At 32.4% G+C, this 16,043-nt stretch carries 15 protein-coding genes; all 15 read left to right on the forward strand.

Annotation, left to right across the window (positions count from 1 at the left end):
* Positions 1 to 2 precede the first annotated feature (2 nt).
* Genes ND855_RS06375 through ND855_RS06445 form a run of 15 tightly spaced genes read left to right on the forward strand, consistent with a single transcriptional unit; the run spans position 3 to position 16,031 of the window.
* Positions 3 to 830 (forward strand): 2OG-Fe(II) oxygenase, encoded by an 828-nt coding sequence (locus ND855_RS06375; protein WP_265357670.1) that lies wholly within the window; start codon positions 3 to 5, stop codon positions 828 to 830.
* Positions 831 to 837: 7 nt separating this feature from the next.
* Complete coding sequence (locus ND855_RS06380; protein ID WP_265357671.1) at positions 838 to 1,932, forward strand: glycosyltransferase family 4 protein; 1,095 nt, start codon at positions 838 to 840, stop codon at positions 1,930 to 1,932.
* A gap of 21 nt (positions 1,933 to 1,953) precedes the next feature.
* Positions 1,954 to 2,952, forward strand: coding sequence for an NAD-dependent 4,6-dehydratase LegB (locus ND855_RS06385; RefSeq protein WP_265357672.1), 999 nt, complete (start codon positions 1,954 to 1,956; stop codon positions 2,950 to 2,952).
* Positions 2,945 to 3,658 carry a sugar phosphate nucleotidyltransferase gene (locus ND855_RS06390; RefSeq protein ID WP_265357673.1) on the forward strand — a complete coding sequence of 238 codons (714 nt, stop codon included), beginning with the start codon at positions 2,945 to 2,947 and terminating at the stop codon, positions 3,656 to 3,658. The genes ND855_RS06385 and ND855_RS06390 overlap by 8 nt, the downstream gene beginning before the upstream one ends.
* Entirely contained in the window at positions 3,651 to 4,508 is an 858-nt protein-coding gene (locus tag ND855_RS06395; protein WP_265357674.1) for an NAD-dependent epimerase/dehydratase family protein, read from the forward strand. The genes ND855_RS06390 and ND855_RS06395 overlap by 8 nt, the downstream gene beginning before the upstream one ends.
* Before the next feature lie 6 nt (positions 4,509 to 4,514).
* Positions 4,515 to 5,408: a dTDP-4-dehydrorhamnose reductase family protein gene (locus ND855_RS06400; RefSeq protein WP_265357675.1), complete on the forward strand. Its 894-nt coding sequence runs from the start codon at positions 4,515 to 4,517 to the stop codon at positions 5,406 to 5,408.
* 3 nt (positions 5,409 to 5,411) lie between these two features.
* Entirely contained in the window at positions 5,412 to 6,422 is a 1,011-nt protein-coding gene (locus tag ND855_RS06405) for a polysaccharide biosynthesis protein (RefSeq protein WP_265357676.1), read from the forward strand.
* A complete protein-coding gene (gene wecB, locus ND855_RS06410; RefSeq protein WP_265357677.1) occupies positions 6,415 to 7,542 on the forward strand; it encodes a non-hydrolyzing UDP-N-acetylglucosamine 2-epimerase in 1,128 nt (375 codons plus the stop codon). The genes ND855_RS06405 and wecB overlap by 8 nt, the downstream gene beginning before the upstream one ends.
* On the forward strand, positions 7,543 to 8,778 hold the full coding sequence (locus ND855_RS06415; protein WP_265357678.1) for a glycosyltransferase family 4 protein: 1,236 nt from the start codon (positions 7,543 to 7,545) through the stop codon (positions 8,776 to 8,778). It abuts the gene before it with no gap.
* Between the two features lie 8 nt (positions 8,779 to 8,786).
* Positions 8,787 to 10,067 carry a sugar transferase gene (locus ND855_RS06420; protein WP_265357679.1) on the forward strand — a complete coding sequence of 427 codons (1,281 nt, stop codon included), beginning with the start codon at positions 8,787 to 8,789 and terminating at the stop codon, positions 10,065 to 10,067.
* Entirely contained in the window at positions 10,068 to 11,408 is a 1,341-nt protein-coding gene (locus tag ND855_RS06425) for a hypothetical protein (RefSeq protein WP_265357680.1), read from the forward strand.
* A 13-nt stretch (positions 11,409 to 11,421) separates the two neighbouring features.
* Positions 11,422 to 12,711, forward strand: a complete 1,290-nt coding sequence (locus tag ND855_RS06430) for an O-antigen polymerase (protein ID WP_265357681.1) — start codon at positions 11,422 to 11,424, stop codon at positions 12,709 to 12,711.
* Positions 12,708 to 14,024 carry a flippase gene (locus ND855_RS06435; protein WP_265357682.1) on the forward strand — a complete coding sequence of 439 codons (1,317 nt, stop codon included), beginning with the start codon at positions 12,708 to 12,710 and terminating at the stop codon, positions 14,022 to 14,024. Before ND855_RS06430 ends, ND855_RS06435 begins: the two co-directional genes overlap by 4 nt.
* A complete protein-coding gene (locus ND855_RS06440; protein WP_265357683.1) occupies positions 14,017 to 15,126 on the forward strand; it encodes a glycosyltransferase family 9 protein in 1,110 nt (369 codons plus the stop codon). The genes ND855_RS06435 and ND855_RS06440 overlap by 8 nt, the downstream gene beginning before the upstream one ends.
* Positions 15,123 to 16,031 carry a hypothetical protein gene (locus ND855_RS06445; RefSeq protein ID WP_265357684.1) on the forward strand — a complete coding sequence of 303 codons (909 nt, stop codon included), beginning with the start codon at positions 15,123 to 15,125 and terminating at the stop codon, positions 16,029 to 16,031. The genes ND855_RS06440 and ND855_RS06445 overlap by 4 nt, the downstream gene beginning before the upstream one ends.
* Positions 16,032 to 16,043 lie beyond the last annotated feature (12 nt).

The following is a 16,043-nucleotide window of genomic DNA, read 5'->3' on the forward strand; positions in this document are numbered from 1 at the left end:
ATATGAATGAAAATTTAAAAGATTTAGCAAAGACCATTGTAAGTTCCTTGGAGAAAAACAAGGAAACACTTAAGAAACAATTTAAGGAATCAAGTTTAGAAGTAGGAGTTAGATATTGTTATTTAGACCAACTCCTTCCAGAAAAATCTGCTTATGAAATATTCGAATCATTCCCTAAAAAAGAAGAGATGCGAAAGATGTCTAGTTTTAGGGAAGAAAAATATACTTCAAAAAACTTTGATCAATTTAATCCAATATTAGCAGATATTACATTTGCGATCCAAGATCCAAAAGTGATTTCGATAGTAGAAGAAATCACAGGAATTAAAAATCAGATTCCCGATTCTACTTTATATGCGGGTGGATTGAGTTTGATGGAAAAAGATAATTTTTTAAATCCACATATCGATAATTCCCACGAACAGACAAGAATGTATTATCGAACACTCAATTTGTTATACTATGTTACTCCAGATTGGAAATTAGAATATGGTGGAAACCTTGAACTCTGGGATAAAAAAGTTAAAAAAAATGTAACCATCGTTAGTAAGTTTAATCGTTTGGTGATTATGGAAACAAATCCTTGGTCCTGGCATTCCGTAAGTCCAGTCGTCGTCGAAAAACAAAGGGTTTGTGTATCGAACTATTATTTCTCTGCGGATTCGCCAATAGGGGATCCTTATTTTAATGTTACGAGTTTTAATGGACGGCCGAATCAGAAGATAAGGAGAATGTATTCTTATTTTGATAGTAAGTTAAGAAATTTTATACGTTTTCTTTTTCCGAAGGGAATCGGAAAAGTTGATGTGTATCAAGGTAAAAAACAATAGAACCTAAATGAAAATTCTTTTTATAGCCCCATTACCACCACCAATAAACGGTCATTCGTTAGTATGCCAGGTGTTATACGATGGGTTAAAATCTCAAAATTCAATGGCAATTGTTGATTTGAAAAAACAAGGGCTAAAGGATGGAAAGATTTCGTGGAATCGTTTAAGTGAAATTTTTCGCGTTTTTGTAGAAACTTGGAAAAAGAAAAATAACTCAAGAGTGGTGTATCTAACAATTTCGGAATCTTTAGCCGGAAATTTGAAGGATTTGTTACTCTATTTAATTTGTTATTCTTTGTTACCCAAGTTTTACATCCATTTACATGGCGGAAGTATTAAAAAATTATTATTTGATCGTTTTTCTTTGTTATTTGCTATCAACCGATTTTTTATCAAAAAAATGGGGGGAGTGATCATTTCAGGAAAATCACATTTAGAGATTTTTGAGGGGTATGTACAGTCTGAAAAAATTCATATAATCCCTAATTTTGCTCCTAGTTATATGTTTATTTCTGATTCAGATTTTGAGCGAAAATTTAAGAATTTACCTGAAAAAATAAACATTCTTTTCCTAAGCAATATGATTCCACAAAAAGGTTATCTATTACTGTTGGAAGCATTTCAAAAATTAAAGAAAGAGAAAAAACTTAAGTTCAAGCTCAATTTTGCAGGTAGATTTGATTCTAAAGAAGAGGCTGATTCTTTTCATCAATCCATAAAAGGCGCAAAAGAAATTGAATACCATGGTGTTGTGAGTGATGACCAAAAAAGAGAATTATTTCAATCAGCTCATGTCTTTATATTGCCAACTATGTTTTTTGAAGGCCAACCTGTTTCTATTTTGGAAGGTTATGCAGCTGGATGTGTTGTATTAACAACTGGTCAAAGTGGTATATTGGATGTTTTTGAAAATAATATGAATGGTTTTGAGATGATACCTGGGTCCATTGATTCAATTGTAGAAAATTTACTTTTTATTCAAGAAACTCAGAATTTTGAAAAACTGAAACAGATCGCGAAGTATAATTTAACAAATGCTAAAAATGTATATAAAGAAGAAATATACATAAAAAAAATAAAGAACGTTTTGGGTGTAGATTAGAATTTTTAATATGGTATTAAAATGAAAAAGATATTAGTTACTGGTGCAGATGGTTTTATCGGTTCTCATTTAACAGAAACTTTGGTGAGAAATGGTTATGAAGTAAAAGCGTTTGTGTATTATAATTCATTTAATTCATGGGGTTGGTTGGACCACTGTGATAAGGAAGTTGCGGGAAAATTTGAAGTTTTTGCTGGTGATGTACGTGATCCTAACGGAGTTCGTACGGCAATGAAAGGTATGGATGGAGTTTTGCATTTAGCAGCACTCATCGGAATTCCTTTCTCTTATCATTCCCCAGATACCTACATTGATACGAATATAAAAGGTACCTTGAATGTATTACAAGCAGCCCGCGATTTAGAGATTCAAAAAATCATCCATACTTCCACAAGTGAAGTATATGGCACGGCACAATTTGTTCCCATAACAGAGGAACATCCCGTGAAAGGCCAATCGCCTTACTCCGCTTCGAAAATTGGTGCTGATCAATTAGCGTATTCATTTTTTGCATCCTTCAAACAACCAGTGATTGTCGTAAGGCCATTTAATACATATGGTCCTAGACAATCTGCTCGTGCCATCATTCCAACGATCATCACTCAACTACTTGCAGGCAAAAAAAAGATTAAGTTAGGTTCTTTGCATCCAACTCGTGATTTTAATTATGTCGGTGATACAGTAAGAGGATTTATAAAAGCACTGGAATCCAAAGTGGGTTTTGGTGAAGTATTTAATATTGGGAATGGTTTTGAAATTTCTATGGGTGATACAGCAAAATCAATTGCAGATATAATCGGTGTCGAAGTGGAAATCGAAGGTGATGAAGCCAGATTTAGGCCAGAAAAGAGTGAAGTAGAACGATTGTGGGCATCCAATCAAAAAGCAAAAGAGATTTTAAATTGGGAACCAGAATATAAAGGACTACAAGGATTTAAATCAGGATTGGAAAAAACAATCAATTGGTTTAAAGATGAAAACAACTTAAAAAGTTATAAGGCGGACATTTACAATGTCTAAACGCGCAGTGATTTTAGCGGGTGGAAAAGGTACTAGACTCCGTCCTTATACAACAGTCTTACCAAAGCCGTTGATGCCAATTGGAGAATATCCCATTTTGGAAGTCATTGTGCGACAACTGGCGTATTTTGGATTTAACCACATTACGATTGCAGTAAATCACCAAGCTCATTTGATAGAAGCTTTTTTCCAAGATGGGAAAAAGTGGAATGTGAAAATTGATTATTCATTAGAAGATCAACCTCTCGGTACGATGGGTCCTTTGAAATTGATTCATGATCTTCCCGAAAATTTTTTAGTTATGAATGGAGATGTTCTTACAGATATCAATTACTCAAATTTTTTCGAAAGCCATATTTCTTCAGGTTCCATCTTTACTATTTCTTCGATGCATCGAGAACAACTCATTGACTTTGGTGTTTTGGATACCAATGAGAAAAATCTATTAATTGGTTTTCGCGAAAAACCACGACAAGTTTTCCAAGTAAGCATGGGTGTTTATTTATTGAGCCGAAAAGCATTGTCTTATGTGCCAGATCAAACTGTGTTTGGTTTTGATAATTTGATGTTAAAACTATTGGAAGTAAAAGAGAATGTATCTGTTATTCCTCATAAAGGGTATTGGTTAGATATTGGAAGACCAGATGATTACGAAAGGGCAATTGATGAATTTGAAGTTTTAAAACAGAATTTTTTACATGAATAAAATTCTGATTACGGGATCGACTGGTTTTATTGGAAAAGCACTTGTCGATTTTTTAAAATCAAATGGATATGAGATTTTAGAATTTCCAAGGGAAAAAGGAGATATCACCCAAAAAGAGATTTGGAAATCGTTAGAAAAAGCTAATTATATTGTCCATCTAGCTGCCAGAAATTTTGTTCCCGATAGTTGGAAAGAGAGTTCTGAATTTTTAGAATCCAATGTAATTGGCACAAGTAGAATGCTCGAGTATGCAAAAGAACACGATTCGAAAGTCATATTTGTGAGCGCATACCTTTATGGAAAACCTGAAATTCTACCAATAAGTGAATCCCATCCCCTTGTTCCCAATAATCCCTATGCGTTGTCAAAAGTTTTATCCGAGGAAGTCTGTCGATTTCACTCACAGTATTATGATCAGGATATCACTATTTTAAGGTTATTCAATGTTTATGGACCAGGCCAAAGATCTAGTTTTTTAATACCTACTATAGTGAATCAATGTTTGAAAAATGACAAAATTGAAGTTTTGGATTTGGAGCCAAAACGTGATTATGTTTATATTGAAGATGTATTGAATGCAATTTTATTGAGTATCAAGAAAGTGAATCAGTTTCAATTGTACAATATAGGATCTGGAACTTCATTTTCTGTTTCCGAGATCATAGACCAAATTCAAAACATTTGTAATACTAGTTTACCTGTGATTTCGTCACAGGTTGTACGTAAAAATGAAATTATGGATGTTATCGCTGACATCAGTTTGGCTAAGAAGGAATTAGATTGGGTTCCTCAATTTGATTTAGCTAAAGGACTGGAAAAAACAATTTCTACACTTCGGAAGTTTGATTAGGAATATATGTTACAAGTAAGGGAAAAAGAAAGGATTTTGATACTTGGTGTATCCGGTATGTTGGGAAGTGCCTTGTTTAAGATTCTAAAAGAATTAGATTACGAAGTTTTTGGCACTGTCAGATCGACAAATTATAAAAATTTTTTCAATGATTCCGAATTAGAGAAGATTATAACGAATATTGACGTTCAAAATCATGACGACTTGGTTTCTTTGTTTGGAGAAATAAAGCCAACAGTTGTCATCAATTGTGTAGGAGTCATCAAACAAAAATCATCCGCAAAAGAGCCGTTAGTGGTGATTCCGATTAATTCCTTATTACCTCATAAACTTTCGAATTTATGTTTTTTGGTTGGAGCTCGGCTGATACTAATTAGCACAGATTGTGTATTTAATGGTGAGGATGGAAATTATTTAGAATCAGATGTAACAAACGCAGTCGATTTATACGGAGTTTCAAAAGCACTTGGTGAAATTAGGGACCAAGGACATGTAGTGACAATTCGTACATCCATCATTGGACATGAAATCAATTCCAATCGGTCTTTGCTTGATTGGTTTTTGAATTCAAATACATCTGTTAAAGGATACCAACACGCGATTTTTTCTGGTTTGCCAACGAATGAATTAGCAAAAGTGATTGGGGAATATGTGATTCCCAACCTTAAGTTAAAAGGATTGTATCATGTATCAGTTGATCCAATCGCAAAATACAATTTACTTTCACTAGTGAAGGAAATTTACTCCAAGGATATCGAGATCACTCCATCAGATGATGTGAAAATAAATCGTTCACTCAACTCAGATAAGTTTAAGAGTGAAACAGGATACATTCCACCAAATTGGAAAGAGTTAATAAAAAGTTTATATGAATATAAGAACCGTTATTTAAGGAATTAATCAATGTTTAAAGATAAAATTTTACTCATCACGGGCGGAACTGGCTCATTTGGTAACACAGTTTTAAAACGTTTTTTGAATACATCAGTAAAGGAAATTCGAGTTTTTAGCCGAGACGAAAAAAAACAAGAGGATATGCGAATTTCTCTCAATAACGATAAGTTGAAATTTTACATTGGTGATGTAAGGGATTATGAAAGTATATCTTCCGCTTTAGTAGGAGTGGATTATGTATTCCATGCTGCTGCTTTAAAACAAGTACCATCATGCGAATTTTATCCAATGGAGGCATTAAAAACAAATGTCATTGGGACGGAAAATGTTTTAAATGCTGCTATTGCTCGTAATGTAAAACGTGTTGTTGTTTTAAGTACAGATAAGGCAGTATATCCGATCAATGCGATGGGAATTTCAAAAGCCATGGCTGAAAAAGTGATGGTAGCAAAATCAAGACAAGTACCAGACGGTGGAACAGTTTTTTGTGCTACACGTTATGGGAACGTAATGGCATCTAGAGGATCTGTCATTCCACTCTTTGTTGAACAATTAAAGAAGGGTGAGTCATTAACAATTACGGATCCGAATATGACTCGATTTTTAATGTCCTTAGAGGATTCTGTTGATTTGGTTTTACATGCTTTTGAACATGCAAACCAAGGTGATATATTCATACAAAAAGCTCCGGCATCAACTGTCGGGGATTTAGCAGAGGCATTAAAAGAACTCTTCAAAAAACAAAATACGATAAGAGTGATTGGAACTCGTCATGGTGAAAAACTTTATGAGTCTTTGGTTTCCAGGGAAGAAATGGCGAAGGCAATTGATATGGGACGTTATTACCGTATCCCTGCTGATAATCGAGATCTAAATTATAAGAAATATTTTGTGGAAGGAGAAGAGAAAGTTTCAGAACTAGATGATTATACTTCTCATAATACCAACCGATTGGAAATTAAAGAGATCAAAGAACTTTTATTAAAATTGGATTATATCCAGGATGAGTTGAATGCTTAAAGTTTTAACTTTAATCGGTACACGCCCTGAGTTAATTAAAATGTCTCGGGTGATCTCGGCAATGGATAAGTGCTTTGAACATATTCTTGTTCACTCTGGTCAAAATTATGATTATGAATTAAACCAAGTGTTTTTTGATGATCTTGAAATTAGGAAACCAGATTATTTTCTGAACGTAGCAGAGGATACAGTTGCAAAAACAATCGCATCAATCTTAGTCAAAATTGATGAAGTATTTGAGAAAGAAAAACCTGATGCATTACTTATCTACGGAGACACAAACACTTGTTTGGCGGTCATTTCTGCAAAAAGAAGAAAAATACCTGTTTTCCATATGGAAGCTGGAAATCGATGTTTTGATGAGAGAGTTCCGGAGGAACTAAATCGTAAGGTCGTCGACCACTTAAGTGATATCAATATTGTTTTAACCGAACATGCAAGAAGGTATCTCATCAGTGAAGGGATTAAACCCGAGACGATTTTCAAATCTGGTTCCCATATGAAGGAGGTTTTAGATTATTATCATCACAAAATTCAAAAATCTAATATTTTGAATGAATTGAATCTCAAACCTCAAAATTATTTTTTAGTCAGTATCCATCGTGAAGAAAATGTAGACAGTGAGCAAAACTTAAAAGAGATGTTAAAGTCTTTGGAAGGGATTGCAAATCATTATGACCTTCCTGTTATCGTATCAACCCATCCTAGAACAAAAAAACGTTTGGAAACATTGGGAATTGAATCGAATCAGAAAATTAAATTTCTAAAACCCTTTGGATTCCTAGATTATATTTACCTACAACAAAACTCAAAATGTGTTATTTCTGATTCTGGTACCATCACCGAGGAATCTGCAATTCTAAAATTTCCTGCCATTACAATCAGGAATACGCATGAACGGCCGGAAGGTATGGATGCAGGTGTTTTGATTCTGTCTGGACTAAAATCTTCTGATGTACTTGATTCTATAAAAATTTCTATCATGGCAAATACATCTATTACAACAGACAAAGGGACAGTGGATGATTATTTAGTAGATAATGTATCGATGAAAATTGTGCAATTGGTACAGAGTTATACTGGATATGTAAATCGAGTGGTTTGGAAAAAAAATACCTAAATGGAAAATCAGGCAAATCAGAATTTAGCAATTTTGATCGATGATTATTTGCCTAATAGTACAAAGGTTGCATCTAAAATGATGCATGAATTAGCAATTGAGTTACATGCTCGCGGCTTTACCATCGATGTCATTACACCAATCATTCGAAAAGGTAAAAAATCCATCCTTAAAAAGGAAAAACTAGTAATCGATCAAATTAATGTATTCACATTCGATTCAGGAGAAATCAAAGAAGCTTCAAAAGTTGTCAGGTTGGTGAATGAATTGTTAATGCCATACCGAGCATTGTATGCTTTTTTCAGGCATTTTTATTCCCGAAAGTATAAGTATGTGATCACCTATTCACCTTCGATTTTCTGGTATCCACTTGTATATTTCTTTCGCTTTCAATTTAAAACAAAATCCTATTTAGTTTTGAGGGATTTTTTTCCACAATGGGTGATCGATAGTGGTATCATTAAAGAAAATTCACTCGTGACAAAATTTTTACGATGGCATGAAAAAATGAATTATCTTGCCTTCGATACAATTGGAATTCAATCTCCTAAAAATTTAGCTTGGTTCCAGGAAAAATACCAAAAGCTTAATTTAAAATCCGAACTATTATACAATTGGGTTACACCTTCCATTATGTATGTAGATTCAAAAAAGAATACGGTAAAGAAGTTTAGAACTAAATACAATCTTCAGTCTAAACTTTTATTCTTTTATGGGGGGAATATTGGTCATGCCCAGGATATGAAAAATTTGCTTACATTAGCGGAACAAATGTTAGCTGAGAAAGATGTTTTTTTTATTTTTATAGGGAGTGGGGATGAGGTAAATCTTGTAAAAGAAACAATCCAAAATCGCAATTTAAAAAATACACTATATTTAGAGAGTGTCTCTCAAGATGAATATATGAGTATTCTCTCTGAAGTTGATGTTGGATTATTTTCGCTAAGTCCACACCACTCAACTCACAATTTCCCAGGTAAAATTTTATCCTATTGCCAATTGGCTTTACCAATTTTAGGTGCAGTTAATTCTGGAAATGATATCATAGAAGTGATCGAAGGAAGTGGTTCTGGAAAAATTTCAATTGCAGGTAATTCGGATGCATTAATCCAAAACGCGAAATTATTTTTGGATGCTAAAATCCGAGAACAAATGTCGAAGAATTCATTGAGGTTAATGGAAGAATACTTTTCCACTTCAAAATCTGCGGAATCAATAATCAAAGCATTGAATTAACTACCAATATGGCGCAAAACACTCCTTTAACACGAAGACATTCAAGATGGTTTGAGCGAATTCTCCTTAGTTATCTATTTCAGTTTATATCTGGTGGAATTGTCCTCATCATTTCTTCCGCCATTCCTATTTGGGGTATTCAATTTTGGAAAGCTAACGATCCCAATTTAATCACATCATTATCAGCAAGTATCATTTCATTTCTAATCGCAACTTTTAGTTTAAGGAAACTGTTCCGTTTACCAGCATCAGAATCAGTATCGTTTATATTTCCAGTCACCATTATCTGTTTTGCGATTCCCATTTTATTCATATTGTTTTTCCGTGCTTCTTATTCCTTACAGATATTTGTAATTAGTTTTATAGTGACTTTACTTTGGTGTTTTGCAGGATTTTTTCTAGGGAGACGGTATCGATTAATACGGTACGCAATTTTGCCATCGTCATCTAGTAATGATTTAGTAAAATCACATGGTGCACTATTTTCAATATTGAAGTCTCCTGATTTAGAAGGACAACGATACAATGCAATCGTTGCCGATTTTGATAGTCCTATGTTAACGCCTGAATGGGAAAAGTTTTTAGCTGAGTGTACACTGGCCAGAATTCCAGTTTATTCAGAGAAAAAAATTAGAGAGTTTGTTACGGGAAGAGTAAAGATCAAACACCTTTCTGAAAATGTTTTTGGCTCACTTTTACCATCAGAAATTTATGAATCAATTAAACGTTGGATTGATTTCCTTTCCGCTTTATTCCTCATTCCAATTTTTTTACCGTTCTTTATCATCATCGCAATCCTAATTAAATTAGAATCAAAAGGTCCTGCCTTATTTATACAACCGAGAATGGGTTTTCGTGGAAAAGTATTTCCCATGTTAAAATTTAGAAGTATGTATACAAATAAGGAAGGTGGTCGATTTACAAATCCAAGTGATGATCCAAGAATTACACGCATTGGAAAAATTATCCGTAAGTTTCGCATTGATGAACTGCCTCAATTGTTTAATATTTTGATTGGTCAAATGTCGTTCATTGGTCCAAGACCTGAATCTTTTGAATTATCCCAGTGGTATGAGAAGGATGTTCCTTTTTTTGCATATCGCCATGTTGTTAGACCTGGGATTAGTGGTTGGGCACAAGTAGAACAAGGTTATGCTGCTGAAGTTGATGGTATGAATGTAAAACTTGAATACGATTTTTATTACATTAAAAACTTTTCATTTTGGTTAGATCTATTGATTACTTTCAAAACAATCAAAACGATATTAACAGGATTTGGTGCAAGATAATTGAATTTTATTTTCGATAAGTTTAAGTTATTACCCAGTTATCTAATTCAAATCCGGATTGAGTTATTCATTTTTTTCATCTCTTTTCTGGTTCGATTGATTTGGGTATTAAATATTGATTCATATCCTACTTTGGATGGTTACGCATATTATTCGAATGCATATTCATTAGCTAATGACGGGAAAGTGGATTTTTATTGGCCAGTTGGGTATTCCGCAATTCTAGCGCTTTTCATGAAATTGGGAATTTCGAAATTATTCTATTTCAAACTATTGAATGTTATATTTTCTTCTTTGTCAGTTGTAATTGGATATAAAATTGTTAATCACTACATTCAAAATAGTGTTAAAAGAATATTGGCGGTATTTCTCCTTGTTTTTTATCCTGAATTTATATTCTTTAATTCCCTCTTTTGGAGTGAAACTGTATTTATTTTTTTATTGTTACTCAGTTTTTATTTACTCATATTAAATAAGATTAAACTCTCCGCTATTGGTCTGGCGATATCCATTTTTGTAAAACCAATTGCAATATTAATTCCAGTTGTCTTTTGTTTCATCCATTTTCCTTCGAACCAACGTAGGTATTTTTTAGTTATTTCTTACACGATTATTTTGATATTTCATTTGCCTTGGATGGGATTTAATTACCAACAAACTGGAAAATTAGGACTTGTTTCCAATAACGGACCAACTAATTTATTTATCGGAAATAATCAGTATGCAACTGGTCATTATGATGAAGAAGGATTAAGAAATATATCGAAGTTTCCTACAGATGATTTAAAAAAGAATGTTTTTCAATTTTGGACCACATATTACCAGGACATTCCTTTACTTGTATCTAAAAAGATATCATACTTATTATTTGGTATGCCATCACCATGGATTTGGTCAGTTGGGATTGGGACGAATGTTTATAGCCAACTTCCTCGTTATCTCACCATTGACGAGTTTCAAGCAATAAAAACAAAGATTAAAAATAATAATATTTTGGAGAGTTGTTATCAACTGAATGAAAAAATAAATCTTTATTCACTGAATGCGAGTGCTGACGATTATACGAAGGCAACAATGGCGAATAACTTGATCTTTACAGGTGTTGTAACCTATAAGAGAGAGAATCAACTACTGTTACTTTCAGAAGTTGCATTCTTTTTGAATGTACTTTTGATTTTAGTCTTTTTGATGAAAGTAGTATATTTTGGAATCAGAAGGATTCCCTTATTTTTTGTTCCAATATACTTTTTAGTTTTCTATTGTTTTTTCTTTGGAGATTTTAGATTTTTTTTACCAGCGATACCTTTCCTGATTATAGGGAATTTCCTTCCTAAAAAATAAGGATCAAAAATAGATGTTAGTTACTCTTTCCTTTTATATTTTTTTGATTCTACTGGTTTCGTATTTTAGTAAACAAGGGATGGGTTTACTTATTACATTAACCTGGTGGGGGATTCTAAACGTAATCACTTATTTTTCGTTATCTGGTTTGTTTTTGCTATCTAGTGAAACTCAATTAGTATACTTTTTGTTTTTTGCTTTTTTTGTGATCAGTTTTCTTTTAACTGAAAAGTTGTTACAATTCATACAATTGAAGAAATCCAATCTTAATGTTAGTGCTTATTTATATCGTTTTTTATCTAATTTGACTTTATTCGTTTTATTGCCGATACAACTGATTTTTACTCTTCGGGCAATTTATTTAATTAGTTTTGTAATGACACCTTCTTACTACAGAAGTGATGTTTTTGGGCTAATGACGGGAACATCTTCATTATTTTTCAATTCAATCCTTTTTGCAAAGGCACACGCTTTTATAATGGGGCCATTACAGTTTGTGATTTTTTTTGCAGGTTTTTCTTATTTCATAAATCGTAAGAAGAAAGGATTATTGGCTCTTGGAACCATCTTGATTGTTTTGGATGCACTAATGATGTTTGGAAGATTTGGTTATCACTATTTGATTCTATCTTTGGTATTTTATTTTTTCTTATCTGGTAAAATTCGGAATCTTCATGAAAAAAGGAGAGTCATTCTTTCAACTTTAGCATTCATTACAATTTTACTTTTTACAGTGGTGAAGGTTACAAATAATAGAGGTGATTCAAATTTTACAAAGATCTTTGAAACTTATGTTATCACTTACCATACAGAATCTTTTATCATATTTGATACGGAACTAAAAAATCCAAACTCGATTCTTCATGAATACACTTATGGTTTATCAACCTTTGGAGGAGTGGAACGATATTTTATTCCAATAATCAATCAATTTGGATTCAAATGGTTGTCGCAAACTGATATAGTCGGCGGATATTTACACCAAAATTTCCTGGTAGGGTATGATGAATATTTAAAACCTCTATTATTTAATGCATATGGATCTATTTTTTTCACAATGTACCGTGATGGTGGATTGATTGCAGTTTCTATATTTGGAATCTTATTTGGATTATTCTTTTCATTCTATTCCGTATCATTGAAAAGTAAAGATCCAATTGATTTTGCCATATTTTATGGATTATTATTTATTTTAATATATGGTGTCTTTCAGCCGACAGTATTGGGACCGATGTTACCCGCTTTATTTATTTTATATCTGTCAAAAGTCATTTTTAATGCTTATGCAAAGTTAGTTCATTGAAAGCTATTTTTTTTAATTCAATCTGGTTTTTTTTCGACAAAGTTTTTAAGCTCATTGTTGGCTTTACAATCAGTGTAATGATTGTAAGATACCTTGGTCCGGAATGGTTTGGTAAATATAATTATGTTAATTCGATCATTGTTTTATTTGGAATTTTTGTTTCCTTTGGATCTGAAGGAATATTGGTAAAATTTTTAGTTTCTGAACCAGAGCAGAAAAATGAAATTCTATCTGCTTCCTTTTGGTTTCATTCTGTATTTGGTTTATTATCGTTTCTATTATCCTTTTTATTCCTTCAAATTCTTCGAAATGAAGCAGATTTATTTCAATTATTAATGATTTTGGGGATCCCATTATTGTTTCGTTCATTTTCGGTCGTAAAGTATGTTTATGAATCCAATTTAGAAATTAAAAAAGTAGTTATAATTGATAATCTTATTTTTTTTTCCTTTTCATTCATTCGAGTTTTGTTGGTTTATTTAAATTTAAGTTTTAATTGGATTTTTGTCTCCTTTGCTGCAGAAGGTATTATTGCCAATCTTTCTTTGTTTTTTTACTATCGTTTACATCATCCTGCATTTTTGAATTTCCGTCCCAAATTAGAAACAATTAAATCGATACTTAAAGAATCATTTCCAATTTTGGTGTCTGGGTTTGCGATCATTGTTTATATGAAAGTAGATCAAATAATGATTGGGTCTATGTTAGGTGATGAGCAATTGGGTATTTATAGTGTCGGTGTACGGCTAAGTGAGTTTTGGTATTTTATTCCTATCGGAATTTCTTCTTCATTTTTTCCCCATTTGATAGCATTGAAGAAGGACTTGTCAATTCACTATAAGAGACGATTTGCAATTTTGCATAGTATTGTATTTTGGATGGCACTGTTAGGAGCATGTATCACTCAATTTGCCGCAGACTATGTAATCGTTAATATTTATGGGTATGAATATTTTAATTCATCCTCGGTTTTAAAAATTCATATATGGGCATCTTTGTTTGTATTTTTGGGTGTAGCTGGAAGTAATTATTATATTTTAGAGAATTTGCAAAAGCTGACGATATTCAAAAGCTTTTTTGGACTATTGGTCAATATTATTTTAAATTTTTTCTGGATTCCTGAATTTGGAATTGTTGGTGCAGCATTTGCTACTCTCATTTCACAATTTTGTGCTAATACATTGTTTTTGGTTTTGTTTAGAAGTTTGCATCCTCTTTTATTCCTTCAATTTGGAAGTTTACTTGAGATAAGATTTTTAAATATAAAAAGTATTTTCAAAAAACAAGTAAGTGTTTATCAGGCAAATGATTAGAAGTATTTTCATTTTTTTAGCGAGTTTGTTCAGAATTTTTTCTATTTTTAGGGAGGAAGTAACTTTAATATGTAAAATTGATAATATTGGAGATTACATACTTTTTAGAAATTTTTTAAAAGATTTTAAGGATTCTGCATTCAACCAAAAACGAAGGATTGTATTGGTTGGAAATATTGCTTGGAAAAATATTTTTGAAAGTTATGATCATTCTACAATAGATAAGGTAATTTGGGTAAATATAAATTCCTTGCAGAATAATATATTCTATCGATACGGAATTCTTTCTTTACTGAATAGCTTTCGCATTCATTCGATTGTGCAACCGACATATTCTCGAAATTTATTGATTGATTTTTTGCTTTTACCACTTAGGGCAAAATTCAAATACACCCCGTTTGGCGATGATTTAAACCATATAACGGAACTTAAAATAAAGAATGATTTATCATATTCACATATTATCAAATCGGACAGGGATATAGATTTTGAATTTGATAGAAACTTGTTTTTTTTCAAAAATTTAGACCCAGTATTTTCTAAAGTGAAATTTTCATTGCCGTTTGAACGTAAATTACATTCAGAGAATGTAATTTCATTTTTTATTGGTTCCAGCTCTAAAACTCGTCAATTTTCAAAGGAAAATTTAAGTTATATAGTGAAATCAATTGAGAGTCGAGGTATAGATCGAATAAATCTAATTGGGGGACATTCAGAATTCAAATTAGGTGAAGAATTGAGTCAAATTTCAGAAAGAGTCGTAAATTTATGCGGCAAGCTCACACTCTCCGAAACAATTAATACCATTGGGAATTCAAAAATTGTTTTAACGATGGATTCAAGTGGTTTACATATGGCAATGGGCACTGGAGTTTCAAAAGTATATTGTTTTTCTAATGGCAATCATGCTTTTCGATTTGTACCATATCCAAAACAATATAAAAATCTAACTGTTTTTTTTCCTCCTATCATTGATATGACCATTGTTAAACATCAGAAGATAGTGTATGATTCTTTTAAAAATGGTTCTCTTATTCCTATCGATTCCATCCGTATTGATTTAGCAATAAAAAGTATCGTCAAAGGATTACGTTCCAAATGAGTGTTCCTGTTCTCTTGATAGCGTTTAATCGTCCTGATTTAGCAGAATTGACATTAAGGAGGATGATAGAAGCAAAACCTTCGAAAATTTATTTCGCAGTAGATGGTGCGAGAAATAATAAACTGGGAGAACACGAGAAGGTAGAACGAGTTAGAAATCTAGTTTCACTGATACCAACATCGATTCCTTATGAAGTAAAATTTTCTGATTTAAATCATGGATGCCGAGAAGGGGTTAGCTCGGCAATTACTTGGTTTTTTTCCAAGGAAGAAATGGGTATCATTTTGGAAGATGATTGTTATCCTGATCTAAGTTTTTTCCCATTTTGTGAGGAATTACTGATAAAGTATAAAGATGATCATCAGATCGGAATGATTTCTGGTGATAATTTTTTTCGAAATAAAATACATTTGAAAGACTCTTATTTTTACTCATCTTATTTTCATATTTGGGGTTGGGCAACATGGAGAAGGTCTTGGTCAGGTTACCAATCATCGGGCATAGACTCGGAAGTTGTCAAAACCGTTGTGAATCAAAACTTAAAAAACAGAAGAGCTAGGAAATTTTGGATTCAATGGATAACGGAATCTGCAAACGGACATGTTGATACATGGGATCACCAATGGACGTTCCACAATTGGAAACATAATCGAATCTCCATAATGCCAAGTGTTAATTTAATTGCAAACTTAGGATTTCGTAGTGATGGTACTCACACCCTGGATGAAGACTCACAATTTGCAAATTTACAATCTGAACCAATAAAATTTCCACTTGTTCATCCAAAGAAGAAGGATATTATTAGGTTTTATCAAAAATTCGTAGAAGTTTTCTTTTATCCCGCATTCTTAAACCACTTATCACTGAAAGTTAAAATAGCAATATACAATCTTATAAAAAAATGAAAAAAATTTTTA

Origin of the sequence: Leptospira paudalimensis (genome assembly GCF_026151345.1) — a bacterium.
Classification (GTDB): Bacteria; Spirochaetota; Leptospiria; order Leptospirales; family Leptospiraceae; genus Leptospira_A; species Leptospira_A paudalimensis.

Bases quoted from the DNA above. Each gene is read 5' to 3' on its own strand.
- ND855_RS06430 (WP_265357681.1), top strand. From the start codon at position 11,422: ATGTTAGTTACTCTTTCCTTTTATATTTTTTTGATTCTACTGGTTTCG.
- ND855_RS06440 (WP_265357683.1), top strand. From the start codon at position 14,017: ATGATTAGAAGTATTTTCATTTTTTTAGCGAGTTTGTTCAGAATTTTT.
- ND855_RS06385 (WP_265357672.1), top strand. From the start codon at position 1,954: ATGAAAAAGATATTAGTTACTGGTGCAGATGGTTTTATCGGTTCTCAT.
- ND855_RS06400 (WP_265357675.1), top strand. From the start codon at position 4,515: ATGTTACAAGTAAGGGAAAAAGAAAGGATTTTGATACTTGGTGTATCC.
- ND855_RS06415 (WP_265357678.1), top strand. From the start codon at position 7,543: ATGGAAAATCAGGCAAATCAGAATTTAGCAATTTTGATCGATGATTAT.
- ND855_RS06420 (WP_265357679.1), top strand. From the start codon at position 8,787: ATGGCGCAAAACACTCCTTTAACACGAAGACATTCAAGATGGTTTGAG.
- wecB (WP_265357677.1), top strand. From the start codon at position 6,415: ATGCTTAAAGTTTTAACTTTAATCGGTACACGCCCTGAGTTAATTAAA.
- ND855_RS06405 (WP_265357676.1), top strand. From the start codon at position 5,412: ATGTTTAAAGATAAAATTTTACTCATCACGGGCGGAACTGGCTCATTT.
- ND855_RS06380 (WP_265357671.1), top strand. From the start codon at position 838: ATGAAAATTCTTTTTATAGCCCCATTACCACCACCAATAAACGGTCAT.
- ND855_RS06395 (WP_265357674.1), top strand. From the start codon at position 3,651: ATGAATAAAATTCTGATTACGGGATCGACTGGTTTTATTGGAAAAGCA.
- ND855_RS06445 (WP_265357684.1), top strand. From the start codon at position 15,123: ATGAGTGTTCCTGTTCTCTTGATAGCGTTTAATCGTCCTGATTTAGCA.
- ND855_RS06375 (WP_265357670.1), top strand. From the start codon at position 3: ATGAATGAAAATTTAAAAGATTTAGCAAAGACCATTGTAAGTTCCTTG.
- ND855_RS06390 (WP_265357673.1), top strand. From the start codon at position 2,945: ATGTCTAAACGCGCAGTGATTTTAGCGGGTGGAAAAGGTACTAGACTC.